Source organism: Haloechinothrix alba, from assembly GCF_900188115.1.
GTDB classification, from domain to species: Bacteria; Actinomycetota; Actinomycetes; order Mycobacteriales; family Pseudonocardiaceae; genus Haloechinothrix; species Haloechinothrix alba.
Genome location: NZ_FZNW01000011.1, coordinates 74,767 through 100,313, shown reverse-complemented (window position 1 = coordinate 100,313; position 25,547 = coordinate 74,767). Strand labels below are relative to the sequence as shown.

General features: G+C 69.0%; 21 protein-coding genes and 2 tRNA genes. 20 read left to right on the top strand and 3 right to left on the bottom strand.

The features are described from left to right. Window positions 1-5 precede the first annotated feature (5 nt). From CHB84_RS12305 to CHB84_RS12275, 7 genes are all read left to right on the top strand, one after another. Window positions 6-932 carry a carbohydrate ABC transporter permease gene (locus tag CHB84_RS12305; protein ID WP_089301798.1) on the top strand — a complete coding sequence of 309 codons (927 nt, stop codon included), beginning with the start codon at window positions 6-8 and terminating at the stop codon, window positions 930-932. Next, a complete protein-coding gene (locus CHB84_RS12300) occupies window positions 932-2,047 on the top strand; it encodes an ABC transporter ATP-binding protein (protein WP_089301720.1) in 1,116 nt (371 codons plus the stop codon). Before CHB84_RS12305 ends, CHB84_RS12300 begins: the two co-directional genes overlap by 1 nt. Before the next feature lie 14 nt (window positions 2,048-2,061). Beyond that, the gene (locus tag CHB84_RS12295) at window positions 2,062-2,826 is read left to right on the top strand and encodes a DeoR/GlpR family DNA-binding transcription regulator (protein ID WP_245818702.1); all 765 of its coding nucleotides are present in this window, start codon (window positions 2,062-2,064) and stop codon (window positions 2,824-2,826) included. A 58-nt stretch (window positions 2,827-2,884) separates the two neighbouring features. Further along, entirely contained in the window at window positions 2,885-3,961 is a 1,077-nt protein-coding gene (locus CHB84_RS12290) for an ABC transporter ATP-binding protein (protein ID WP_089301718.1), read from the top strand. Between the two features lie 67 nt (window positions 3,962-4,028). Then, entirely contained in the window at window positions 4,029-4,679 is a 651-nt protein-coding gene (locus tag CHB84_RS12285; protein WP_089301717.1) for a class II aldolase/adducin family protein, read from the top strand. A 9-nt stretch (window positions 4,680-4,688) separates the two neighbouring features. Next, window positions 4,689-6,149 carry an FGGY-family carbohydrate kinase gene (locus CHB84_RS12280; RefSeq protein ID WP_089301716.1) on the top strand — a complete coding sequence of 487 codons (1,461 nt, stop codon included), beginning with the start codon at window positions 4,689-4,691 and terminating at the stop codon, window positions 6,147-6,149. A gap of 80 nt (window positions 6,150-6,229) precedes the next feature. Further along, a complete protein-coding gene (locus CHB84_RS12275; RefSeq protein ID WP_089301797.1) occupies window positions 6,230-7,870 on the top strand; it encodes a glycerol-3-phosphate dehydrogenase/oxidase in 1,641 nt (546 codons plus the stop codon). 29 nt (window positions 7,871-7,899) lie between these two features. Here the strand turns inward: CHB84_RS12275 and CHB84_RS12270 are convergent, their stop codons facing one another. Together CHB84_RS12270 and CHB84_RS12265 are read right to left on the bottom strand one after the other, a co-directional pair. Beyond that, window positions 7,900-8,460, bottom strand: a complete 561-nt coding sequence (locus CHB84_RS12270; protein WP_089301715.1) for a MarR family winged helix-turn-helix transcriptional regulator — start codon at window positions 8,458-8,460, stop codon at window positions 7,900-7,902. A gap of 297 nt (window positions 8,461-8,757) precedes the next feature. Then, window positions 8,758-8,831: transfer RNA gene (locus CHB84_RS12265), tRNA-Gly, on the bottom strand. Window positions 8,832-8,918: 87 nt separating this feature from the next. Between CHB84_RS12265 and CHB84_RS12260 the strand changes: the two genes are divergently transcribed. The 5 genes from CHB84_RS12260 (at window position 8,919) to clpX (ending at window position 13,833) form a co-directional block, all read left to right on the top strand. After that, a tRNA-Pro gene (locus tag CHB84_RS12260) sits at window positions 8,919-8,992 on the top strand. A gap of 246 nt (window positions 8,993-9,238) precedes the next feature. Next, complete coding sequence (tig, locus tag CHB84_RS12255) at window positions 9,239-10,744, top strand: trigger factor (RefSeq protein WP_089301714.1); 1,506 nt, start codon at window positions 9,239-9,241, stop codon at window positions 10,742-10,744. Window positions 10,745-10,958: 214 nt separating this feature from the next. Beyond that, window positions 10,959-11,597: a ClpP family protease gene (locus tag CHB84_RS12250; protein ID WP_089301713.1), complete on the top strand. Its 639-nt coding sequence runs from the start codon at window positions 10,959-10,961 to the stop codon at window positions 11,595-11,597. Window positions 11,598-11,632: 35 nt separating this feature from the next. Then, window positions 11,633-12,289 carry an ATP-dependent Clp protease proteolytic subunit gene (locus CHB84_RS12245; protein ID WP_089301796.1) on the top strand — a complete coding sequence of 219 codons (657 nt, stop codon included), beginning with the start codon at window positions 11,633-11,635 and terminating at the stop codon, window positions 12,287-12,289. A 233-nt stretch (window positions 12,290-12,522) separates the two neighbouring features. Further along, the gene (gene clpX / locus CHB84_RS12240) at window positions 12,523-13,833 is read left to right on the top strand and encodes an ATP-dependent Clp protease ATP-binding subunit ClpX (protein WP_089301712.1); all 1,311 of its coding nucleotides are present in this window, start codon (window positions 12,523-12,525) and stop codon (window positions 13,831-13,833) included. Window positions 13,834-13,847: 14 nt separating this feature from the next. Here the strand turns inward: clpX and CHB84_RS12235 are convergent, their stop codons facing one another. Beyond that, on the bottom strand, window positions 13,848-14,678 hold the full coding sequence (locus tag CHB84_RS12235) for a formate dehydrogenase accessory sulfurtransferase FdhD (RefSeq protein WP_089301711.1): 831 nt from the start codon (window positions 14,676-14,678) through the stop codon (window positions 13,848-13,850). 79 nt (window positions 14,679-14,757) lie between these two features. Between CHB84_RS12235 and CHB84_RS12230 the strand changes: the two genes are divergently transcribed. The 8 genes from CHB84_RS12230 (at window position 14,758) to CHB84_RS12195 (ending at window position 25,481) form a co-directional block, all read left to right on the top strand. Further along, entirely contained in the window at window positions 14,758-15,429 is a 672-nt protein-coding gene (locus CHB84_RS12230) for a GOLPH3/VPS74 family protein (protein WP_089301710.1), read from the top strand. An 8-nt stretch (window positions 15,430-15,437) separates the two neighbouring features. Next, window positions 15,438-15,632: a DUF397 domain-containing protein gene (locus tag CHB84_RS12225; protein ID WP_245818699.1), complete on the top strand. Its 195-nt coding sequence runs from the start codon at window positions 15,438-15,440 to the stop codon at window positions 15,630-15,632. Between the two features lie 132 nt (window positions 15,633-15,764). Then, a complete protein-coding gene (locus CHB84_RS12220; protein WP_245818698.1) occupies window positions 15,765-18,398 on the top strand; it encodes a valine--tRNA ligase in 2,634 nt (877 codons plus the stop codon). A gap of 45 nt (window positions 18,399-18,443) precedes the next feature. After that, window positions 18,444-19,928 (top strand): bifunctional folylpolyglutamate synthase/dihydrofolate synthase, encoded by a 1,485-nt coding sequence (locus CHB84_RS12215; RefSeq protein ID WP_245818697.1) that lies wholly within the window; start codon window positions 18,444-18,446, stop codon window positions 19,926-19,928. After that, window positions 19,925-20,320 carry a DUF4233 domain-containing protein gene (locus CHB84_RS12210; RefSeq protein WP_089301707.1) on the top strand — a complete coding sequence of 132 codons (396 nt, stop codon included), beginning with the start codon at window positions 19,925-19,927 and terminating at the stop codon, window positions 20,318-20,320. Before CHB84_RS12215 ends, CHB84_RS12210 begins: the two co-directional genes overlap by 4 nt. Window positions 20,321-20,769: 449 nt before the next feature. Then, a complete protein-coding gene (locus CHB84_RS12205; RefSeq protein WP_141134659.1) occupies window positions 20,770-22,161 on the top strand; it encodes a hypothetical protein in 1,392 nt (463 codons plus the stop codon). Next, on the top strand, window positions 22,158-23,129 hold the full coding sequence (locus tag CHB84_RS12200) for a glutamate ABC transporter substrate-binding protein (RefSeq protein ID WP_089301705.1): 972 nt from the start codon (window positions 22,158-22,160) through the stop codon (window positions 23,127-23,129). The genes CHB84_RS12205 and CHB84_RS12200 overlap by 4 nt, the downstream gene beginning before the upstream one ends. Before the next feature lie 159 nt (window positions 23,130-23,288). Further along, on the top strand, window positions 23,289-25,481 hold the full coding sequence (locus CHB84_RS12195) for a serine/threonine-protein kinase (protein WP_089301704.1): 2,193 nt from the start codon (window positions 23,289-23,291) through the stop codon (window positions 25,479-25,481). Window positions 25,482-25,547: the final 66 nt, after the last annotated feature.

The following is a 25,547-nucleotide window of genomic DNA, read 5'->3' as shown; positions in this document are numbered from 1 at the left end:
TGTCGATGTCCACAACGGTTACCGAAACGGCAGACCCGAGCGGCAGCACCGCCGCCGGTAGCGACGCGGCGCCCGCGCGGCCGCGGCCGGAGTTGCGGTCCAGCAGGCGCAAGGCGCTCGCCGGGTCGCTCGCGAACGTCTCGCTGGCGGCCTACTTCGCCTTCTCGTTGATCCCGATCGTGTTCATCCTGGCGCTGAGCTTGAAGTCCAATGCGGACCAGACCACGACCTACCTGGCATTCAGCCCGACGTTCGAGAACTACCGGACCGTGCTCGGCATCGGTGACGGCGGTTCGTCCTACGTACGCTTCTTCCTCGCCAGCCTGGTGACCTCGGTCGGTGCGGTGCTTGTCTCCCTGGCCATCGGCATCCCCGCGGCGTACGCGGCAGCGCGGTACCGCTTCCGTGGCAGCGAGGACCTGCTGTTCACACTGCTGAGCTTCCGCTTCGCGCCGGAGCTCGCCGTCATCATCCCGCTGAGCGTTATCTACCAGCAGCTCGGGCTGTACGACACGTTCGTCGGCATGATCTGGGTACTTCAGCTGGTGACGATGCCGCTGGTGGTGTGGATCCTGCGCTCGTTCTTCCAGGATCTGCCTGCCGAGCTGGAGGAGGCCGCGCTACTCGACGGCTACACCCGGCGGCAGGCCTTCTTCAAGACGGTCCTTCCCCTGGTGCGCCCGGGCATCGCCGCGGTCTCGCTGCTCGCGTTCATCTTCGCCTGGAACAACTTCATCTTCCCGTTCACGCTGACCTCAAGCAACGCGCAGACCGTGACGGTGAGCTCGCTGGCCTTCCTCGGGGGCAATCAGGTTCAGTTCAACCTTGTCGCGGCGGGAGTCGTCATGGCCGCGCTCCCGCCGCTTGTACTCGCGCTGTTCATCCAGCGTTACCTGGTACGCGGCCTATCCTTCGGGGCGGTGAAAAGCTGATGGCAGCGATCGAGGTACAGGGCATACGGAAGAAGTTCGGCAAGCTTGTCGCGCTCGACGACGTGTCGTTCTCGGTGGCCGACGGCGAGTTCTTCTGCCTCCTCGGGCCGTCCGGCGCGGGCAAGACGACCACGTGCAAGAGCGTCGCGGGCCTGGTCCGGCCGGACGAAGGTACCGTGCGCCTTGCCGGCCATGACGTGGGAGACGTCGAGCCGAACCATCGCAACCTCGCGATGTGCTTCGAGAGCTACGCGCTCTACCCGCAGCTCAACGTATTCGACAACATGGCCTCCCCACTGCGCTCGCCGCGTTTCCGGCTGTCCGACGACGAGGCACGCGAGCGGGTGGGCCGCACGGCGGAGATGCTCGGAGTCGCACAGCTGCTGCACCGCGGCGTGGATCAGCTGTCCAACGGCCAACGGCAGCGGGTCGCCCTCGGCCGGGTGCTCGTCCGGCCCGCGGAGGCGTACCTGCTCGACGAGCCGCTCGCCCACCTGGACGCGAAGCTGCGTACGGCCATGCGCGCGGAGCTCAAGAGCATCAGCCACGGTGACCTGACCACCACCACGATCTACGTCACGCACGACTACGTGGAGGCGCTGTCGTTGGCCGACCGCATCGGTGTCCTCAGGGAAGGCCGCATCCTGCAGGTCGGCACCCCCGAGGAGATCTGGGACAGGCCGTGCAACGCGTTCGTCGCGGAGGCGTTCGGCAAGCCGCGGATCGGTTTCGTGGACGGAGGCCTCGTCGACGGCGAGCACGGTATCCGGTTCGTCAGCTCGGACGGCGCCGTCGAGGTGCCTGTACCGGGGGTCGAGGCGAACGCGGGTGAGGCGGTGCGTATCGGTGTCCGGCCGCACGACCTGGAGCTGCATCCCGGTGCCGAGGACGTGCCCGCAGGTCGGGTGCGGGTGGACGGGGTCGTCTACGTCCTCGAACACCTCGGCAGGCAGACCGAGGTCACCGTCCAGGTCGGTACGGCGCTGCTGTCGGTGGTCGTGCCGCGCGAGGATGTACCCGACCTCGCCAGAGACGACAGGGTGGGGCTGTCGCTCGACCCGTGCGCGGTGCACGTCTTCGCGCGGGGCGAGGACGAGAGGCGGATCTCATCGTAATGGAGGGCAGGATCGTGCGAAGTCCGGAAGGTCGGCAGAAGGAGATCTCTGATCTCGTGCTGGAGCGCGGAAGTCTCTCCGCGCAGGAGCTGGCCACGTTGTTCGATGTCAGCGTCATGACCATCCACAGGGACCTGGACGAGCTCGAACGGCAAGGGTTCGTGCGCAAGTACCGGGGTGGTGTCACGGCGCTGCCATCCGGTGTCTTCGAGTCCAACGTGGCGTACCGGCAGAAGGCGATGCGCGCGGAGAAGGAAGCGATCGCCAAGCACGCGTTGCAGTACGTCGAGCCCGGTATGTCGATCATGCTGGACGACGCGACCACGGCCGCCAAGATGATCCCGCACCTGGCCGGCTTCACACCCCTGCGGGTGGCGACGAACTACCTGGAGGGGATGCGCCAGCTGAGCCAGATACGTGAGGTCGCGTTGATGGCGCTCGGTGGCGACTACGAGCCGTTGCACGACTCGTTTCTCGGTGAGACCTGTCTGGAGTGCATCGAGTCGATCCGGGTGGACGCTGTGTTCATGTCCACCTCGGCGCTGTCCGGCCAGTACAGCTTCCATCAGGAGGATCGCATCGTCGCGGTGAAGCGCAAGATGCTCGAGGTCGCGGCGAGGCGATACCTGCTGGTCGACCACAGCAAGCTCGGCAAGGTGGCCCTGCGGCGGCTGGTCTCACTGTCCGAGTTCGACCTGGTCATCGTCGACTCCGGTGCCCCGGAGCACGCCTTGGCCGAGCTGGCGCGCCGGGATGTCGCCTACGAACTCGCGTCGTGACCGCACCCGAACGATCAGCGAATCACCGGGACTGTTCACCGGAGATGGAGTGGAAACAATGAGTGACCTTGCGATACGGGATCTGCGCAAGACCTACCGGACCAAGGGGCGTCCGGAGGTCCATGCGGTGCGCGGTTTCGACCTCGAGGTAGACAGCGGCGAGCTGGTCGGCCTTCTCGGGCCGTCCGGGTGCGGGAAGTCGACCACCCTGCGCATGATCGCCGGGTTGGAGGATGCCACCAGCGGAGACATCCGGGTCGGCAGCAGCTCGGTCGTCGGGTTGCCCCCGCAGCGGCGCAACATCGGTGTCGCGTTCGAGAACTACGCCCTGTACCCGCCGCTGAGTGTCTCGGAGAACATCGCGTTCGGCCTGCGGGCGCGCGGGAAGGGCGACCGCAAGAAGCGGGTCGCCGATGTGGCGCACCGCATCGGCCTCACCGACATCCTGGATGCCACACCGGTGGGATTGTCCTCCGGGCAGAAACAGCGGGTGGCGCTGGCGCGAGCGATCGTCCGGCGACCCGATGTGCTGTTGCTCGACGAGCCACTGTCGCATCTGGACGCCGGGCAGCGTGACACGACGCGGCGCGAGCTTCGGCACCTGCAGCAGGAGCTCGGATACACCACGATCCTGGTCATCCACGACCAGGAGGAGGCGCTGAGCCTCGCCGACCGGGTCGTGGTGATGAACGACGGTGTCGTGCAGCAGGTCGGCACTCCGGACGAGATCTACGACGACCCGATGAACCTGTTCGTCGCCCGGTTCGTCGGGGAACCGCCGATGAACCTGCTCGACGGCGCCCACCAGGCGGACGGCACCGTCCGGCTGTCCACGGAGACCCGCGTGGCCGTCGGCGACGTACCGGATGCGGTGGGGCCGGTCGTGCTCGGCGTGCGACCGGAGGACGTCGTGCTCGCCGGCGAGGCCGACGCGGACGTCAGCGGCGTTGTCGTGGTCTACGAGAACCTGCTCGAGCACGGCCTGCTCACGGTCGAGCTGCCCGGTGCCGAGGAGCGCATCGTCGCCCAGACGGCTCCGGGGCTGGGTCTGGAACCCGGCCGCGAGGTGTCACTGGCCCTGCGCCGTGACCGCACCTACCTGTTCAGCGCGGAGACCGGCAGGAGAGTTCGCTGAGCGGGCAGCTCCGGCCGGTGCGTCACCCGACGGACTGAACAACACGGGAAACGAAGGGAATACCATCATGCTTCTGAACGACGAACGGCGCCAGCTTGTCGACTACGGCAAGCGGATGCAGGCCGACAACCTCACCGTAGGAACGTCGGGCAACATCAGCATCCGCAGTGGCGACCTGATCGCCATCACCCCGAGCGGGGCCGCCTACGACGAGCTCACGCCGGAGTCGATCAGCGTCATCGACCTTTCCGGAAGGCACGTGGACGGGCAGCTGGAGCCTTCCTCCGAGGTGCCCATGCACACCAAGGTCTACCAGCACACGGATGCGGTCGCTGTCGTGCACACCCACCCGCTCTATGCCAGCGCCCTGTCCACACTGCTCGACGAGATCCCGCCGGTGCACTACATGATCGCCCTGCTCGGCGGGCCCGTGCGGGTGGCTCCCTATGCCACCTTCGGCAGCCCGGAGCTGGCCGAGAACAGCGTGCACGCGATGAAGGACCGGTACGGTGTCGTTCTGGCCAACCACGGGGCGACCACCTACGGGGAGAGCCTGAGCAAGGCCTACAGCCGCAGCATTTACCTCGAGTGGGTCTGCCAGATGTACTACCAGGCGCGCCTGCTCGGCCGGCCGCGCCTGCTGCCGGAGGACGAGATCGACCGTGTCGGCGGGAAGCTGACCACCTACGGGCAGACGGTCGAGCCATCCACGACGTAAGGGCCGGCGATGGAGACTTTTCTCGGTGTAGACGTAGGCACCACCGTCACCAAGGCCACGCTCTTCGACGAGGCGGGCACGAGCCTCGCGGTCGTCGAGCGGGCCACGCGGCTCGAGCAACCCGCACCGGATCGCGTCGAGCAGGATGTGGAGGAGGTCCTGGCCAGCGTGGCCGAGGTGATCGCCGAACTGCTCCGGAGCAGCACGAGGCAGGCGCCGAGCCTGCTCGCCATCACCGGCCAGGGTGACGGGTGCTGGCTCGTCGACGAGCGTGGGTGGCCCACCCGCAAGGCGGTGTCCTGGATGGACGCTCGGTCGAGCGGCGTGCTCGCCGAGTGGGAACGCGACGGTACGGCGGAGAGCGTCTTCCGGGTGACCGGCAACGCGCTGTTCCCCGGCGCGCAGGCCTGCATCCTGCGGTGGCTGGACCAGCACGAGCCCGACGCGCTCGACAGGGCGAGCACCGCGACGTACTGCAAGGACGTCATCTTCCAGCGGTTGACCGGCGTGCGCGCCACCGATCCCTCGGACGCGTCGCTGCCGTTCGGCAGGCCCGACGGTGCGGGCTACTCCGAGCAGGCACTGAAGCTGTGCCGGCTGGATCACCGGGCCGGGCTGCTCCCGCCGGTCACCGGGCCGGTGCCGGTCGCCCCGCTCGACGCGGCCGGTGCCGCGCTGACCACGCTCGCCGAAGGTACGCCGGTGACAGCTGGTCCTTTCGACCTGTCCGCCTGCCCGGCAGGTGCCGGCGTCACCGAGCCGGGCGACGGCCTGCTGATCATCGGTACGACGCTCGCCTGCACGGTCGTCACCGACACCGTCGACGTCCAGACCCGGGCCGGCGCCACAGGGATGCACCTGGCGACGACGCGACCCGGCCGCTGGCTGCGCGTGCTGCCGGCCATGGTCGGCAGCGCCAGTCTGGACTGGGTCCTTGGCATGCTCGGCAAGGACCACGACGACCTCGACGCGGCGATCGCGGGCAGCGTCGCCGGGGCCGGGGGAGTGGAGATGCTGCCCTACCTGTCGCCCTCCGGGGAACGTGCGCCGTTCGTCGACGCGGGAGCCCGCGGTCAGCTCACCGGCCTACGGCTGACGACAGCAGCGGCCGACGTGATCCGGGCCACGTGCGAGGGGATCGCCTACGCGGCGCGCGACTGCTTCGCGTCGACCCCGCTGGAGGGGGAGGTCGTCGTGTGCGGCGGTGGGGCGCGGTCACGCCGGTGGCTGCAGGTCTTCGCCGACGTCCTGCAGCGGCCGTTGACGGTGACCCCGGATCCGAACGTCGGCCCGCGCGGGGCCGTGCTCGGCGGCCTGGAGGCGATGGGGCACGCGGTCGACCGGCATGCGTGGTTGCCGCCAGGGGACGTCGTCGCGCCGGACCGGCGGCTCGCCGAGAGCTACGAGCGTGGGTTCGCCCGTTTCACGCAGCACCGCGAAGCTGCACGACCGTTGTGGAGGAGCTCGTGAGTACCGGAAGTAACGCACACGGACGCACGGCCGAAGGGGCCCGGCTGGATCCGGCGCAGCGCGTGCGCGCGCTCGAACGCATGGCTCGGGAGACCTTTGACGTCGTGGTCGTCGGGGGCGGTGTGACGGGTTGCGGCACGGCACTCGACGCCGCGAGCAGGGGCTTGTCGGTCGCGCTCGTGGAGATGCGCGACTACGCGGCCGGCACGTCGAGCCGGTCCGGCAAGCTCATCCACGGTGGACTGCGCTATCTCGAACAGGGCAAGTTCGGCCTGGTGCGGCAGGCGCTGACCGAGCGGGCGCTGATGCTGGAGCGGTTGTGCCCGCACCTGGTGCGGCCGGTGCGGTTCATCTACCCGCTGCGGCACCGGGCCTGGGAACGGGCATACGTGGGAGCCGGCCTGATGCTCTACGACGGCATCGGGGGAGCGGGGGCCGTACCGCGGCACCGGCACCTCGGTCGCAGGGCGGCGCAGCGTCTGGCTCCCGACCTCGGCGGTGGCGGCCTCGCCGGCGCGGTCACCTTCTCCGACGCGCAGGTCGACGACGCACGGCACACGGTGACTCTGGCGCGTACCGCGGCCGCCTACGGGGCGGTCGTCGCCTCCGGGGCCAAGGTCGTCGATTTCCTCACCGAGGGCGAGCGCATCAGCGGGGTCCTGGTACGCGACAGCGACACCGGGCACGAGTTGCCGGTGCGTGCGCACCAGGTGATCAGCGCGACCGGGGTCTGGAACGACACCCTGAGCGCACGCGCGGGAGCCACCGGGGGCCTGCGGGTGAGCGCCTCGAAGGGCGTGCACGTGCTGGTTCCACGCGAGCGGATCCGCTCGGAGGCCGCGATCCTGCTCCGCGCCGAGGACAGCGTGCTGTTCGTGCGGCCCTGGGGCAGGCACTGGCTGATCGGCACCACGGACACGCCGTGGCAGCAGGATCTCGACCATCCGGCGGCTACCGGGGCGGATGTCGACTACCTGCTGCGCAACGTCAACCGGGCCATCCGGCCGAGGCTCACCCGCGACGATGTGGTGGGTGCCTTCGCCGGGCTGCGGCCGCTGCTCACCGCCGATGCGGGCAGTACGAGCGCGTGGAGCCGCGAGCACGCTGTCACGTGCCCGCGGGAAGGGCTCACCGTCGTCGCCGGTGGCAAGTACACCACCTACCGGGTGATGGCCGCCGACGCGGTGGATGCCGCGTTGCGGAACGTGGCAGGGACCGTCCCGGAGTCGTGTTCGGCCGAGGTCCCGCTGCTCGGTGCCGATGGTTACCAGGCTGTCTGGAACTGCAGGCACCGGCTGTTCGAACGCTCCGGCCTGCCCGTGGACCAGATCGAGCGGTTGATCGGACGGTACGGCTCGCTCGTCGAGGAGCTGCTCGACCAGCTCGCCGAGCACCCCGAGTGGGGCGAGCCGATCCCGGGCGCGGAGGACTACCTGATGGTCGAGGCGGCGTACGCGGCGACCCACGAGGGCGCGCAGCACCTGGACGACGTACTGTGCCGCAGGCTGCACATCGGAACGGAGACCGCCGACCGTGGAGTGCGCGCCGCGCGGCACGTGGCGCCGGTCATCGCCCCCGTACTGGGATGGGACGCCGGGACCACCTCGCACGAGATCGAGCGCTACGCGCGCAGGAGCGAGGCCGAGCGGCAGGCACAGCTGGCCGACACCGACGAGGCGGCCAACGCCGTCCGGCTGTCCGCACGGGACCCCCGCCTGTAAGGCGCCCGCGCGGCGTTACTGCCCGTCAGTCACGGCGGGGATTGCTGGGACTCGCCGTCCGCGGCGAGCGAACGCATGTCGGCGAGGTCGAGGGAGCGTTCGAGGCGGCTGAGCAGTCGGGCGAGCTGACCGCGCTCGCTGTGCGTGAGACCGCCGAGCATCTCGGCCTCGTTGGCGAAGTGCGCGGTGGCGACCTCGTCGACAGCGGCCAGTCCCTTCTCGGTGAGCTCGACGTAGACGATACGGCGGTCCTCGGGGTCGCGTTCCCTGTTGACCAGGCCCGCGGTCTGTAGCTTGTCGACCCGCTGGGTGATACCCCCGGTCGAAACCAGGTCGATGTCGGCGAGCTTGCCCGCGGTGCACCTGTAGGGATGTCCGAGGCGCCGGAGCGCGGCGAGCACGCTGAACGACGAGATGCTCAGGTCGTAGTCGTTGAACAGCTCGGTGAGGTGGGCCTGGTACCGGTTGAACGCGCGGTGCAGGCGGCCGAAGACGGCCAACCCGGAGGTATCGAGGTCGGGCCGTTCCCTTCGCCACTGTTCCAGCATGAGGTCGACCGCGTCTGGCTCGGAGTTCGCTCGTCGCGTCATGACCGCCCCACAGGTTTAATGTTCATCGTTAAGAATATCGCTACTAAGATATCAGATTCATCGAGCAATGACGGATTGATCTCGGGGAGCGTGTCGAGCGGGGTCCGGCTCACCGGCCCGGCTCCGCATGGACGCCGGGCAGCCCGGCCGCACGGCCGTCTGATTCCCCCGTCCGGGTTACGTTCGGCGTTCTGCGTACTCGCTTGGCGGGATGGGGAAGCCGTGTCGAGGGGCCGTCGACGGCGCCCTGGAGTAGTCGCTCCCCCTGCGATGCCGGTCCCCGCGGGGAGCACGGTCTGGAGCGGGTGACGGGAATCGAACCCGCACCGCCAGCTTGGAAGGCTGGAGCTCTACCATTGAGCTACACCCGCGTGCGGCCGGTATGCCGACCGGCGCGCACCCAGCTTAGCGGGTGGGGTTAGGCTCTTTGTGCACGGCCCGGGTATGTGGCTGTGCTGCGGGGTGTAGCGCAGCTTGGTAGCGCATCCGCTTTGGGAGCGGAGGGTCGCAGGTTCAAATCCTGTCACCCCGACGGATCCGGGTCGCCGCGGCGCGATGCCTCGGTGACCCGGTGCTCGAGCCACCACCGTGCTCGGTGCTGCCCGGTACCGGTGTCGACGATCCCGGTCGAGTGGTAGTGGGCGAGAGGTCTGCTCGGCCGGTTGGAGCGGCGCGCTCGGCTGAAGCGGCAACCGTGAGCGGGAACCCGATCTGTGCCGAGGGCAGACGAGGACAGACGAAAACAGTTGAAGGTATTGCAAACGCTGAGGAGCAAACGTTGAAGAGCACCGTCGAGCAGCTCAGCCCGACGCGCGTCAAGGTCAATGTCGAGGTGCCGTTCGACGAGCTGAAACCGAACTTCGACCGCGCCTACAAGAAGATCGCGCAACAGGTGCGCATCCCGGGCTTCCGGCCGGGCAAGGCCCCGGCTCCCGTGCTGGAGAGCAGGATCGGTCGAGCTCCGGTGCTCGACGAGGTGGTCAACGAGGCCATCCCCGCCAAGTACCTGGAGGCCGTGCAGTCCACCGACATGCGCACGCTCGGTCGTCCCGAGTTCGAGGTCACCAAGATCGAGGACAAGGATGTCCTGGAGTTCTCCGCCGAGGTCGACATCCGCCCGGAGATCACCGTGCCCGACGTCGAGGGCATGGCGGTCACCGTGGATGACGTCGAGGTCAGTGACAGCGATGTCGACGAGCAGCTCGATGAGCTGCGTGCGCGGTTCGGCACCCTCACCGGGGTCGAGCGGCCGGTCGCCGACGGCGACTTCGTCTCGATCGACCTGTCGGCGACCGTGGACGGCGAGGAGCTGCCGGATGCCAGCACGTCCGGGCTGTCCTACCAGGTCGGTTCGGGTGATCTCGTGGACGGCATCGACGATGCCCTGATCGGCATGGAGGCAGGCGGCACCACGACGTTCACCACCAGGCTGCTGGCCGGCGAGCACGCGGGTAACGACGCCGAGGTGACGGTGACCGTGCAGAGCGTCAAGGAGCGTGAGCTTCCGGAGGCGGACGACGAGTTCGCGCAGATGGCCAGCGAGTTCGACACGATCGAGGAGCTGCGCGCCGACCTGCGTGAGCGGATGAGCCGGTCCAAGTCGATGGAGCAGGGCGTGCAGGCACGCGACAAGGTGCTCGACGAGCTCCTCGAGCGTGCCGAGGTGCCGTTGCCGGAGTCGGTGGTGCAGTCCGAGGTCGACGGCCGCAAGCAGGAAGCGCTCCAGCAGGTCGGCGACGACGAGGACGTCCTTGCCCGCGCTCTGGAGGCCGAGGGCAAGAGCCTCGAGGACTTCGAGTCCGAGACCCGTGCCGAGGCCGAGAAGTCCGTCCGCACCCAGCTGTTGCTGGACACGATCGCCGAGCAGGAGGGCACCGAGGTGTCCGAGGCCGAGCTGACCGAGCGGATCATGTACCAGGCGCAGCGCTTCGGCATCAGCCCGGACGAGTACGTGCAGCGCGCCCAGCAGTCCGGGCAGCTCGGCGCGATCTACTCCGACGTGCGGCGGGGCAAGGCTCTGGCTACGATCGTGCGCAGGACGTCGGTCACCGACGAGTCCGGCAACCCCGTCGACCTCGAGGCGCTGTTCGGCTCGGAGGAGTCGCAGGCGGGCGACGAGGCGGCCAAGCTCGCCGATGCCATGGAGTCCGACGCGGCCGAGGCGACCGAGGTGGTGCAGCCGGACGAGGTCGAGGGCGCGGTCGCGGACGCGGGCGAGGCCACCGACGCCGGCGAGGCCGCCGAACAGTCCGGGGAGAGCGGCGAGACCTCGAACGAGCGGTGAAGCTCTCAGCGAACGTGGGCGGTGTCAGGCATTCTGCGCCGCCCACGTTCGTTAGGGTCGGTGACATGATCTCGCGACGAGGGCGCGAGACAGGGACCGGCAAAGCGACCAACCAGGGCAGACAACGGCACCGGGACGCATGCCTGTCCCGGTCAGGCACGACAACGGCACGAGAACGGTAGCCGCAGATGACCCCGGCAGGGCCGGGGTCATCATGGCAAGAAGGCAGGCAGACGTGACGCACGACGCGACTTCCAGCATGCGGACGACCACCGCTGGAATGAATCTGACCGACTCGATGTACGAGCGATTGCTGCAGGAGCGCATCGTGGTGCTCGGCTCCGAGGTCAACGACGATGTGGCCAACCGGATCACGGCCCAGTTGTTGCTGCTGGCGGCCGAGGACTCCGAGTCCGACATCCGCTTCTACATCAACTCTCCCGGCGGCTCGGTGACAGCGGGCTTCGCCATCTACGACACGATGCAGCTCATCGAGCCCCAGGTCGCGACCTACGCGATGGGCCTGGCCGCGTCCATGGGGCAGTTCCTGCTGTCCTCGGGTGCGCGGGGCAAGCGTTACTCGCTCCCGCACGCCAGGATCCTGATGCACCAGCCCTCCGCCGGGGTCACCGGCACGGCCTCCGATATCGCGATCCAGGCAGAGGTCTACGGCAAGTGGAAGCACGAGCTCGCCAAGATCACCGCGGACCAGACCGGCCAGTCCGTCGAGCAGATCATCGCCGACGGTGACCGGGACCGCTGGTTCACCGCGGAAGAGGCCAAGGAATACGGGTTCGTGGACCACGTGCTCAGCCGTGAGAACCAGCTCGGCAGCGCGGAATCGAACAGCTGACCGACGAGCGGGTACAGGAGACAATCGTGAGTGAACTGCAGCTTCCCCATTCCGGCGGGTCCCAGCTCCCCTCTCAGCTGCCCCAGTCCCGGTACATTCTGCCGAGCTACATCGAGCGCACCAGCTACGGTGTCAAGGAGTCCAACCCCTACAACAAGCTCTACGAAGAGCGCATCATCTTCCTGGGCGTTCAGGTCGACGACGCCTCGGCGAACGACGTCATGGCGCAGATGCTGCACCTCGAGCACGAGGACCCGGACCGTGACATCGCCATGTACATCAACTCGCCGGGCGGGTCGTTCACCTCGCTGATGGCGATCTACGACACGATGCAGTTCGTCAAGCCGGAGATCCAGACGATCTGCCTCGGCCAGGCAGCCTCCGCCGCTGCGGTGCTGCTGGCTGCCGGTACGCGGGGCAAGCGCATGGCGCTGCCGAACTCGCGGATGCTGATCCACCAGCCGGCCACCGAGGGCAGCTACGGGCAGGTGTCGGACCTGGAGATCCAGTCCAACGAGATCCAGCGCGTGCGCAGGCTGATGGAAACCACGCTGGCGACGCACACCAACAAGTCCGCGGACGAGGTCCGTAAGGACATCGAGCGCGACAAGATCCTGACCGCCGAGGAGGCGCTGCAGTACGGGATGATCGACGAGGTGCTCCCGTACCGCAAGGGGACCCCTGCGAGCTAACAGTTGCGAGCTAACAGTTCGATCCCGAGACGCGTGTCGCCGGGGACACAGCCCGGCGCACGCGTCTAGGGTGACCTCGCGGCGGCCTTTCGTTCGCGCTGCTCCCGTTGGGCGCTTACGAGGGGTACGGTCGACTTAGGCACACGACGAACCAGGACGCCAGCGCGAAGCTCATCACGACACGTCAGGTGCGCCGGATTCCGGGGCACCGGAGGGGACAGAGGTCAGCGGCCATGGCACGGATCGGCGAGGGCGGGGACCTGCTCAAATGTTCTTTCTGCGGGAAGAGCCAGAAACAGGTGAAGAAGCTCATCGCGGGGCCAGGCGTCTATATCTGTGATGAGTGCATCGACCTGTGCAACGAGATCATCGAGGAGGAGCTGGCCGAGGCCGGTGACGTCAAGCTCGATGAGCTGCCCAAGCCGACCGAGATCCACGACTTCCTCGAGCAGTACGTGATCGGGCAGGAAGACGCCAAGCGTTCGCTGTCGGTCGCGGTGTACAACCACTACAAGCGCATCCAGTCCGAGAACTCCGAGAACAAGGCCGGGCCGTCGGACGCGAAGGGCGAGTCGGTCGAGGTGGCCAAGTCGAACATCCTGATGCTCGGCCCCACCGGGTGCGGCAAGACCTACCTGGCTCAGACGCTGGCCAGGATGTTGAACGTGCCGTTCGCGATCGCCGACGCCACCGCGCTGACCGAGGCGGGCTATGTCGGCGAGGACGTCGAGAACATCCTGCTCAAGCTCATCCAGGCGGCCGACTACGACGTCAAACGCGCCGAGACGGGCATCATCTACATCGACGAGATCGACAAGGTGGCGCGTAAGTCGGAGAACCCCTCCATCACGCGGGATGTCTCGGGCGAGGGCGTGCAGCAGGCCCTGCTGAAGATCCTGGAGGGAACCTCGGCCTCGGTACCTCCGCAGGGCGGGAGGAAGCACCCGCACCAGGAGTTCATCCAGATCGACACGACGAACGTGCTGTTCATCGTCGCGGGCGCGTTCGCGGGTCTCGACCAGGTGATCAACGAGCGCGTGGGGCGCCGCGGCATCGGGTTCGGCGCGGACATTCATACCAGGTCGGAGACCCGCGAGGGGGACATCTTCGCGGAGACCATGCCCGAGGACCTGATCAAGTACGGCTTGATCCCGGAGTTCATCGGCAGGCTCCCGGTCGTGGCCAGTGTGACGAACCTGGACAAGCCCTCACTGGTGAACATCCTGACCGAGCCGCGCAACGCGCTGGTCAAGCAGTACAAGAGGCTCTTCGAGCTGGACAACGTCGAGCTCGAGTTCACCCAGACAGCGCTGGAGGCCATCGCTGATCAGGCGATCCTGCGCGGCACGGGGGCGCGCGGGTTGCGCGCCATCATGGAAGAGGTACTGCAGCAGGTGATGTACGACATCCCGAGCAGGGAGGATGTCGCCAAGGTGGTCATCACCGAGCAGACGGTGCGGGAGAACGTGAACCCCACGATCGTGTCCCGCCAGGCGTCACGCCGGCAGCGCAGCAGCGGGGAGCGCGGCGAGAAGTCCGCGTAGCAGCGCGGCTGCGTTCACGCCGGTACGCGGTCGCCGCGTGTGTAGACGTCGACGCTGTTCGTCGCCAGCGAGCCGACGAGCGTCATGCCGTGCTCCTCGGCCAGCTCCACCGCCGTCGAGGACGGGTCGTGCGTGGTGGCCAGCAGCGGGACGCCGGCCAGGACCGCCTTGCGTGCCAGCGTGAAGGTGGCGCGCCCGGTGATCAGCATTCCGGTGCCGTAGGCCGAGACGGGCATCCGGTCCTGCATCACCGCCCACCCGAGCAGCTTGTCGACCGCGTTGTGCTGGTCGATGTCCTCGCGGACGGCGGTGATCGCACCGGACTCGTCGAACAGCGCGGCGGCCGGTAGCGCGCCCGCGGCCGCAGGGGTGCGCCGCCGGGACCGCACCGCCGAGGGGAGCGTGGCCAGCATGTCGGCGCGGGCGGTGAACGGCGCGTTCGCCAGGTCGTGCCGGGCACGCACGCGGACCGCGTCGACTGCCGCGGTGCTGGTGACCGCGCAGGAGTCACCGGGGTCCACCAGGAGGTTCGTGCCCGGCTCCGGCGGCGGTACGTGCGGCGCGAGAGCGACATCCAGCACGTTGTAGGTGTTGCGCCCCTGATCGTCCGTACCGGCGCAGTAGCGGGCGGTCCGCACGTCCGCCCTGGAATCGATCACGCCTTCGTCGAGGAGGACCCCGTGGGCCAGCTCCACGTCCTTGCCCGGCGTGCGCAGCGGGACGGCGACGGTGTGCCCGGCTACCCGCACGGCGAGGGGTTCCTCGGCCGCGAGGGTGTGCTGCCTGTTCCGGGATGCCCCGTCCGTGATGCGGCGTACCGGGGTGCGTACGGCGGTCCTGCCCACGTGGTGTTGCTCCTGACTGTCGTCGCCGAACCGAGGACCTCGCCAGCGCGAGCGATCGGCCAGAGATAGCCTGTCGGTCATGATGCTCGCTGAGGACCTGTTGCTGCTCGCCTCCGACGACGATACGGGCCGCAGGATCGGGATGAACAATCTCGAGTACGCGCTGGCAGGTGCCCTGCTCATCGAACTGGTGGGGCTGGAACGGGTGGATGTCGCCGACGACGGGGACGCTGCCGTACGGCTCACCGCCCGCGACGGCGCTCCTCCCGGCGAGGACTTCCTGGCCGGGATCCTGGACACGGTCGCCGAGCTCGACGGGCGCAAGCCCAAGGACGTGATACTCGCGCTGAGCGGCGTGCTGGCGACCAGGCTGCTCGACGGGCTCGCCGAGCGTGGCGTTGCGCGCGCCGACGGCGACGCGCCACCCGCGATACTCCCGGTGAGCCGGTGGCCCTCCGAGGACTCCACGCACGAGTACGACGTTCGCGCGCGGCTGCGTCGCGCGTTGCTCGAGGACGAGGAGCCGGACGAGCGGACCGCCGCGCTGATCTCGCTGCTCGCCGCGATCGACGCGGTGCCGCGTTTGGCCGAGGGCGTCGATCGTGCCGCGATGCGCAAGCGCGCCAAGTCCATCGCCGAGGGGCAGTGGGCCACCGGCCGGAAGGCGCGGGCCATCGAGGAGATCACGGCCATGGTCATGGTCGCCGCGCTGGCCCCGTCGATGATCACGGAGAGCCCGAAGGAGGTGTGAGGAGCCGAATGCCGCGCTCGGTGCGCGTGCGGCACTGGATGCGGCATCGGGCTCCGCCCAGCGCGCCGGACGAGAACGGGCACTGCGTCCAGGTGGCCGTGGCCGGGAGGTCCGTCGGCCTGCGCGACCCCAAGGACCCCGCAGGCGGCTCGCTCGTGCTGCCGTCCCCGGCGTGGAACGCCTTCCTGGACGGGCTGCGCTGACCGACCATGCCGGCCGGTGGGGGTGAGCCGAAGGGGTCCTTCAGTACATATGTGGTACCCGAGGGAGCGTGCGGCTCGCCCCACGTGGCCCGTGTCAACCCCCGCGACGTGCGGTTCGTAGACTGGCAAGCTGTGACAGACAATGCAGCGCAGGCAGTGACCGAACTCCCATCCAGCTGGGACCCGGCCGAGGAAGAGGACGCGCTCTACCAGCGCTGGGTAGACGCGGGTTACTTCACGGCGGACCCCGGCTCGGGTAAGCCGCCGTTCTGTATCGTGCTGCCGCCTCCGAACGTCACCGGCAGCCTGCACATGGGGCATGCGCTGAACCACACCCTGATGGACGCGCTCGTCCGGCGCCGCAGGATGCAGGGATACGAGGCGCTGTGGCTTCCCGGTATGGACCACGCCGGCATCGCCACCCAGAACGTGGTCGAGCGTGAGCTCGCGGGTCAGGGAGTCTCCCGCCACGACCTGGGCCGCGAACGGTTCATCGAGCGTGTCTGGGAGTGGAAGGAAACCTACGGGGGCATGATCCTCGACCAGATGCGCAGGCTCGGCGAGGGCATCGACTGGTCGCGGGAACGCTTCACGATGGATGCCGGTCTGTCCCGCGCGGTGCACACGATGTTCAAGCGCCTCTACGACGACGGGCTCATCTACCAGGCCGAGCGCATCATCAACTGGTGTCCGCGATGCCGCACGGCGCTGTCGGACATCGAGGTCGACCACAGCGACGACGAGGGCGAGCTGATCTCGATCCGCTACGGCGACGGGGACAACTCCGTGGTGGTGGCCACCACCCGAGCCGAGACGATGCTCGGCGACACCGCGATCGCCGTGCATCCCGACGACGAACGGTACGCGCACCTGGTCGGTACCGAGATCGAGCTCCCGCTGACCGGACGGCACATCCCGGTCGTCGCCGACCACCATGTCGACCCGGAGTTCGGCAGCGGCGCGGTGAAGGTCACGCCCGCCCACGACCCGAACGACTTCGAGATCGGCACCCGGCACGAGCTGCCGATGCTGACCATCATGGACGAGTCGGCCGTGATCACGGCCGCCGGACCGTTCGAGGGGCTCGACCGTTTCGAGGCGCGCCCCGCGGTGGTCGCCGCGTTGCGTGAACAGGGACGCATCGTCGCCGAGAAACGCCCGTACGAGCATGCAGTCGGGCACTGCTCGCGGTGCGACACCGTGGTCGAGCCGCGGCTGTCGCTGCAGTGGTGGGTGCGGGTCGGACCGCTCGCGCGGGCGGCGAGCGAGGCCGTGCGCGACGGACGCACCGTGATCCACCCACCGGAGCTGGCCAAGCGGTACTTCGACTGGGTCGACAACCTGCACGACTGGACGATCTCGCGCCAGCTGTGGTGGGGCCACCGCATCCCGGTGTGGTACGGCCCGAACGGCGAGACAGTCTGTGTGGGACCCGACGAGGCGCCTCCCTCCGGAGAGGGCTGGTACCAGGACGCGGATGTGCTGGACACGTGGTTCTCCTCGGGGCTGTGGCCGTTCTCCACGCTGGGGTGGCCGGACGACACCAGGGACCTCGCCACCTTCTACCCCACGAGCGTGCTGTCCACCGGATACGACATCCTGTTCTTCTGGGTCGCCCGGATGATGATGTTCGGGCTCTACGCCATGGACGACGTGCAACCATTCGACCACGTCTACCTGCACGGCCTGATTCGCGACGCCAGCGGTAAGAAGATGTCCAAGTCGAAGGGCAACGCGCTCGACCCGCTGGACTGGATGAACAACTACGGCGCCGACGCGACCCGGTTCACCCTCGCACGCGGCGCCAGCCCGGGCAGCGACATCGCGCTGGCCGAGGAGTGGGCCGCCGGGGCACGCAACTTCTGCACCAAGCTCTGGAACGCGACCAGGTTCGCGCTGATGAACGGCGCGACCGTCGACACGCCGCTGCCGGAGTCAGGCGAGCTGACCGAGGCGGACCGGTGGATTCTCGGGAGGCTGGGCGAGGTCGTCGGCGAGGTCGACGCGCGGTTCGAGGAGTTCCAGTTCGCGAAGGTGATCTCGGCGCTGTACCACTTCACGTGGGACGAGCTGTGCGACTGGTACCTCGAGCTGGCCAAGGTGCAGATCACCGGGGGACGTGCGGCGAGTACCCGTGCGGTTCTCGGGCATGTCTTCGACACGGTGCTGCGGTTGCTGCACCCGTTCATCCCGTTCGTCACCGAACGGCTCTGGACCGCGCTGACCGGCGGGGAGTCGGTGGTGATCGCGGAATGGCCCGGACAGCGCGCCGGTTACGCCGCCTACGCCGACGCGGCAGCGACCAGCCGGATCGCCGATATGCAGAAGCTGGTCACCGAGATCCGGCGGTTCCGCTCGGACCAGGGCGTCAAGCCCGGGCAGCGGGTCGCGGCCCGGCTGTCCGGAGCGGGGTTCGCCCAACTGGACGGGCACGAGGAAGCCATCCACACGCTCACCAGGCTCAACCGGGCAGGTGAGGCGTTCTCCCCGAGCGTGGCGTTCGAGGTGGGACTCAGCTGCGGTAACGCGTCCGTGGAACTCGACCTGTCCGAGGCCGTCGACGTGATCGCGGAGCGCAAGCGCCTCGACAAGGATCTCGACGCGGCACGTAAGGAGCTGGAGCAGACGGAGAAGAAGCTGGCCAATCCCTCGTTCGTGGAGAAAGCGCCCGCCGAGGTCGTCGAGAAGATGCGGGCGCGCAAGCAGGCGGCGGAGACGGAGATCGAGCGTATCGAGTCGCGCCTGGCGTCGCTACCGGGCTCGTAGTGATGAATGACCCTCCGGGGTCGAACGCGTTGGGAGTACCACCCCGTGCACGATGATCGCGAGGACGAGGTTCTCGACGAGCTCTCCGAGGAGCAGCTCGCGGCGGGACCGATGCCGGACACCCCCGAGGCCGGTGACGAGCCGATCGAGCCGGACCCCGAGGAAGAGCGCCGTGCGCAGCAAGAGCTGCTGCGGGTGGAAGCGGAGCTGAACCAGCGGTGGGGCGAGACCAAGATCGCGCCGACCCTGAAGCGCATCACGGCCCTGCTGAACATGATGGGCGAGCCGCATGCGACCTACCCGCTGATCCAGATTGCCGGGACCAACGGCAAGGGCTCGGTCGCGCGGATGGTCGATGCCCTGCTGACGAGGATGGGGTTGCGGGTGGGCCGCTACACCAGCCCGCACCTGCAGGTGGTGACCGAGCGCATCAGCGTGGACGGTTCGCCGGTCAGCGCGTCGACCTATGTGGACGCCTACGCCGACCTGCTCCCATTCGTGTCCATGGTGGACGAAGCGCGGGCCGCGGACGCTCCGAGGATGACCAAGTTCGAGGTGCTGACCGCGCTGGCGTTCTCGATCTTCGCCGACGCCCCCGTGGAGGTGGCGGTGCTGGAGACCGGGATGGGCGGTACGTGGGACGCCACGAACGTCGGGGAGGCACAGGTCGCCGCGATCACCCCGGTCAGCCGCGATCACGTCGAGTACCTCGGCTCGGATGTGGTCTCGATCGCCAAGGAGAAGGCGGGCGTCATCGGCAAGGACGGTGTCGCGGTCGTCGCCGAGCAGGACCCGGAGGTCCTGCACGCGCTGATGGAGCGCGCCGTGGAGGTCGATGCCACGGTAGCCAGGGCCGGGCACGAGTTCGGTGTACTGGAAAGGGAGAAGGGCGTAGGCGGCCAGCAGCTGAAGCTGCAGGGCCTCGGCGGTGTCTACGAGGACATCTTCCTGCCGGTGCACGGCGAGCACCAGGCAGCCAACGCCGCGCTCGCGCTCGCCACCGTGGAGGCGTTCTTCGGCGCGGGACCGGATCGCCAGTTGGTGGTCGAGGCCGTCCGGGAGGCATTCGCCGACCTCACGTTGCCCGGCCGCCTCGAACCCGTCCGGGGAGCGCCCACGGTGTTGCTCGACGCTGCGCACAACCCGCACAGCGCGCAGGCCCTCGCCGCGACGGTGGACGCGGAGTTCGCCTTCCGCAGGCTCGTCGCGGTGATCGGCGTGCTCGACGACAAGGACGCGCACGGCATCCTCGAGGCGATCGAGCCTGTGGTGTCGGATGTGGTGGTGACCCGCAACGCGTCACCGCGCGCGCTGGAGCCCGAGGCGCTCGCCGAGATCGCGATCCCGATCTTCGGTGAGGACCGTGTGCACGTGCACCCGCGTCTCGACCTGGCGGTGGAGTCGGCCGTGGCGCTCGTCGAGCACACGGAGGACCCGGAGGAGCCCCTCGCAGGCGGCGGTGTCCTCATCACGGGCTCGGTCGTCACAGCGGGCGAGGCCAGGGCGCTGTTCGGTAAGGACCCGGCGTGACCGGTGAGGCGGGCACCCCGCCGCCACCCGCGACGGACCCGATGAAGGGGTTCCGCGGGGTGATGGCGGGCGCGCTGATCCTGCAGGCGATCGTGCTCGGTCTGGCGTTGCTGGTCGTGGCCGATCTCGGTGCGGGTGTCACGAGCTGGCAGGGCTGGAGTCTCATGGGGGTCATCGCCGCGCTCCTGGCGAGCTGCGGCGTGTTGCGCCAGCGTGGAACCGTCCCGGTTGTCCTGCTGCTGCAGGGTGCGCTGATCGCCTTCTTCGGTGCGCTGCCCGCCGTGGGGGTGGTCGGGGTGGTGTTCCTCGGGGTATGGATCTACATGTTGTGGCTGCGCCGGGAGGTGGCCAGGCGCATGGCCGAGGGCAGGCTACCGGGCCAGCAGGCATAGCCCGGCAGGAGTAGCCCAGCAGGCCAAGCCCGGCAGGAGTAGCGGAGCGTCATCGTCCGTATCGCCCGCGACCTGCGATCTCGTCCGGGCAGGGGACGGCGCAGGTCATGCCGGGCACGTTTCGCGATTCGACGGATCTGTACGTTACCCCTGCTTCATCCTGACGTCACCTGTTAGTGTGACGCGGCTAGGTGCGGTACTACAGGGTTGTTCACCGACTGACCGGGCTGGCGCGGCCGCGACGGCAGCCCGTCCGGAACGCACGCGCGTACTGAGGGGTGTGTCCGGTGAACGGCCCGACATTGCCCGGGAACACGGAGAGTTGTTCACGAGCCGGTTGACGGGGGCTGCCTCGTGGGGGCTGTGCGTGGCGACGGCGAGCGACCGGCGGGCGAGTGACCCGATGAGTGGACCGGGCCCTGGACAGGAGCAGGAGAAGCGGTAAGCAGGTGAGTACAGCGCAGCCTCACGAACCCGATGGCCACGTGCCAGGGGAGTCGGCCGCGGGGGCTCGGCGGTCGCGCTCCGGCCGCGCGGGCGCTGCCGTACGTCGGGTCCTCGCGGGAGGGCAGCGGAGCTGGTCGACCACGCCGGGCAGGCTCTCGATCATCGCGGTCTCGCTGGTCGCGGTCATCCTCGCGGCCGGCGTCGGGGCTGCCGCCTCGACCAGTGGCAGGGCGCAGGCCACCGCGAACCTCGTCGATCGCCAGGAGCCGATGGCCGCGACCGTGCAGGAGGTTTACCGGGCGCTGTCGGATGCCGACGCGACCGCGGCGATGGCGTTCCTCGCAGCGGGCGACGAGCCAGAAGAGCTGCGGGTGCGCTACGAGGACGACATCGCCGTCGTCGGGCCGTCGCTGGCGCTGGCCGGTTTCGATGCGGTGAGGGACGCGGAAGCCGCGCGCCAGGTTTCGGTGGTCGTTCGGCAGGTCCCCGTCTACTCCGAGCTCGTGGGGACGGCGCGCGCGAACAACCGCCAGGGGTTGCCGGTGGGCGCGGCCTACCTGCGGGAGTCCTCGCATCTCATGCGGGAACGGGTCCTGCCCGCCGTCGAGGAGCTGTACCGGATCCAGCGCGAGCGGCTGGCGCAGGCGCAGTCGGCGACCACGAGCGTGCCGTTCATCGCGATCGCCCTGCTGGCCGTCGCGCTGGTGGGGTTGCTGCGCGCGCAGTCCCACATCAGGCGCCTGGTGAAGCGCCGGTACAACATCGGTCTCGTCGTGGCGACCGTGGCGCTGGTCGTCGGTCTGATCTGGAGCGCGGTCGCGCTGTCGGTGCAGGGCACGCTTGTCACGTCGGGACAGCGTGACGGGTCCGAGCAGGTGGACGTGCTCGTGCAGACCAGGATCGCGGCTCTGCAGGCCAGGGCCGACGAGCTGCTCGCGCTGGTCGCGCGCGGAGACGGCGAGGCATACGAGGACAGGTTCGCCGAGCTGGCCGGGCAGATCGCCGGGCAGGACGGCACCGGTGGCAGGCTGGGCGAGTTGCGCGACACGGCATCCGCGCAGCTCTCCGGCCCCGTCGAGGACGCCGTTGCCAGTGCGACCGGGTGGCTTCGCACCCACGAGACGCTGCGTGATCTCGCCGACGGCGGCGACTACAACGACGCTGTCGAGCTGGCCGTGGACACCGAGTCCGAGACGGGGAGCGGAACCGCGTTCGCGCGGCTCGACAGCAGTCTGGCCGAGGCGATCCAGGCCGGGCGGGAGGAGTTCGTGACCTCGACGGTTACCGGCGAGCGCGCGCTGACCGGCCTCGTCGAAGGGTGGCTGGCGCTGGCCGCGGTCGGAGCAGGCGGGGTTGTGATCGGCATCAGACAGCGCCTCAGGGAGTATCGATGAGACGTCTGACGGTCCTGATAGCCGTACTCGGGCTGCTGGTGGCGGCGTGTGGCCCCGTGGGGCAACCCCGGACGCTGGTACCCGTCGAACCGGCGCAGCGTCCCATGCCTGCCAACGCCGGGGTGACCGAGCAGCTGCCCGATGAGGAGGACGAGCCCGATGAGGACGACGAACAGGACTGCGGCGACCCCGCGGCGAGTCTGCCGCCGGACGGGACCGACGTGCCGGAGGGCTCGACGATGGACGAGATCATCGAGCGGGACAGGCTGATCGTCGGGGTCGACCAGAACACCCACCTGTTCGGGTTCCGTGACCCCACCACGGGCGAGCTGGAGGGATTCGACATCGACATCGCGCGTGAGCTGGCGGACGCGTTGCTGGGTGACCCGGACAAGGTGCAGTTCACGGCCTTGTCCGTTGCGGACCGCATCCCCGCCCTCACCGAGGGCGCGGTGGACGTCGTGGTCTTCATGATGACGATGAACTGCGAGCGGCGCGAGCACATCGATTTCTCCAGTGTGTACTACGTGGCAGGTCAGCGGGTGCTCGTTCGTGAGGACTCCAGCTACTCCTCGCTCGCCGATCTCGGGGGTGAGCCGGTCTGCGCCCCGCGCGGGTCGACATCGTCGGTGAACGTCGACGCCGCCGACCCCCGGCCGGAACTGGTGGAGGTGGACAGCATCTCGGACTGCTTGGTGTTGCTGCAGCAGGGGCAGGTCGAGGCGATCTCCACGGACGACACGATCCTCGCGGGGATGGCCGAGCAGGACCCGACCACCGAGATCGTCGGGGAGCGGATCAGCAGCGAGCCGTACGGCATCGGGATACCCAAGGGAAACGAGGACATGGTGCGTTACGTCAATGCCTTCCTCGAGGAGCTTCGCCAGCAGCGATGGTCGGAGCTGTACGCCACCTGGCTCGAACCGGCCCTCGGCCCGGCCGAGCCGCCGGAACCCACGTACCGGTAGGGAGCCCGACCCGGTGTCTCGATGGTCGCTGTCTCGCCGGTCCGGCCGGGGCCGTTGCCGGACGTGCGAAGTACCTGGGGAAGGAGTGGTTTCGTATCTAGACTCGAGATTCGCCCGGTGTGGCCCGCGTTGTGGATGTAGCGAAGAGGGGAGAGCGGCATGACTTGGTGCCCGCGCGTCGGCTGCGCGGGAGTGATCGACGAGGACGGCTTTTGCGAGTCGTGTGGGCTGCAGGCCGAGAACGGAGGCCGCCCCTCCACCCGCACGGACAGCGTGGCGACGTGGTCGCGCCCATCGGTCACGACCGGCTCGGCGCCCTCGCGTCCGGGCACATCCGGCCGGGGAATGCTCGGCGCCGGTCTGGTCGACGTGCCGCCGGTCCCGTACCGGGATCCGGCGGAAGTCGTCATTACCGACCCGCGCGTTCCCGAGAATCAGCGCTTCTGCGCCCGGTGCGGCAGCGAGGTGGGTCGCTCCCGCGCGGACCGCCCCGCCCGCTCGGACGGTTTCTGCCCGCAGTGTGGTCAGCGCTACCGGTTCACACCGGCCATGGGGCCGGGGGATGTCGTGCACGACCAGTACGAGGTTCTGGGCTGCCTGGCCCACGGCGGGTTGGGCTGGGTGTACCTCGCCCGCGACCGCGCAGTGTCGGATCGGTGGGTGGTGCTCAAGGGGCTGATCGACAGCGCCGACGCCGACGCGACAGCGGCGGTGATCGCCGAGCGGCACTTCCTGGCCAAGGTCGAGCACCCGAACATCGTCAAGATCCACAATTTCGTCCAGCACAGCGAGTCCGACGGTGGCAGCACCGGCTACATCGTGATGGAGTACGTCGGCGGGCAGTCGTTGAAGGACCTGGTCAAACAGCGGCGGCGGGAACACGACGGGCAGGCGAGCCTGCCGGTCGAGCAGGCGCTCGCCTACACCATCGAGGCGCTGCGCCCCATCGGCTACCTGCACGACGAGGGCTTGCTGTACTGCGACGTCAAACCGGACAACATGGTGCAGACCCAGGAGCTGCTCAAACTGATCGACCTGGGGGCGGTGCGGCACGCGGGCGACGTCTCGGCCGCCGTCTACGGCACCGTCGGGTACCAGGCACCCGAGGTCACCGAGCAGGGGCCGTCGGTGGCCTCGGACCTGTACGCCATGGGGCGGACGTTGGCCGTGCTCACCATCCCGTTCGACTTCACCGGCAGCTATGCCACGCGGCTCCCGCCTCCGTCCGAGGCCCGGCTGCTCGCCGAGCGCGAGTCGTTCCGCAGGGCGCTGCTGCGGGCCTGCCATCCCGACCCGGCGCGCCGGTTCGGCTCCGCTCCCGAGATGGCCGAGCAGCTTACCGGCGTGCTCCGGGAGGTCATGGCGGCCTCCGACGGGCAGCCCCGGCAGGCCGCGTCCACACACTTCGGGCCGGAGCTGCACGGGTTCGCCACCGGCGGTTCGTCCGGGGCGGCGCTGAGAACGACAGAGCTGGACGAGGTCGCTCACGAGCTGCCGGTGCCCCGGGTGGACACGGCCGACCCCGCCGCGGACCTGCTGACCACCCTCGCGGCGGCCTCGCCGACGGAGCTGCTCGCGTCGCTGCGTGACGTGCCCGTCACAACCGAGGTGCGGCTACGCAGGGTTCGTGCGTTGATCGAGCTCGGCGATCGGCAGGGGGCCCGGAACGAGGCCGACGCGGCGGACGAGGACGGGACCTGGCGTGCGCGCTGGGCGATAGCGCTGGCCGCGCTCGCGGCCGCCGACCCGGTGCGGGCGCGCGGCGAGTTCGACTCGGTGCTGGGCATGCTGCCCGGTGAGCTCGCGCCCAAGCTGGGGTTGGCCGTCTGCGCCGAGCTCCTCGACGATCTGGTCGACGCCGAGCACTACTACCGCATCGTGTGGCGGACCGACCGGTCGTTCGTCAGCGCGGCTTTCGGGCTGGCCAGGGTGTTGTTGCGCGGCGGTGAGCGGGCCGAGGCGGCTGCCGTGCTCGGCTCGGTACCGCCGACGTCGGCACACCACCTCGCCGCTCAGGTCGCGGCCGTGCGGGTGGGCACCGTGGCAGCCGAACCCGAGTCGCTGACCGCCGAGGACTTCTCGGGTGCCGGTGAGCGGATAGCGGACCTCGACATGGACGAGGTCGGGCAGGTGCAGTTGGAGGTCGAGTTGCTGGCGGCCGCGCTGGAGTGGTCGTTCGCCGGGGACGACGGGCAGGCAGGCGAGGTACTGGGGTGCTCGCTGACGGAGGATCCGCTGCGGTTCGCCCTCGAGCACCGGTACCGCGTGCTCGCCCGGCACGCGAGTAGCCTGACCGAACGCTACGCCCTTGTCGACCGGGCCAACCAGGTGCGTCCATGGACTCAACTGTGATGTCGACACGGTGCCCTTCCTGCGGCGAGCCGGCACGGCCCGGGGACGTGTTCTGTGAGGCCTGTG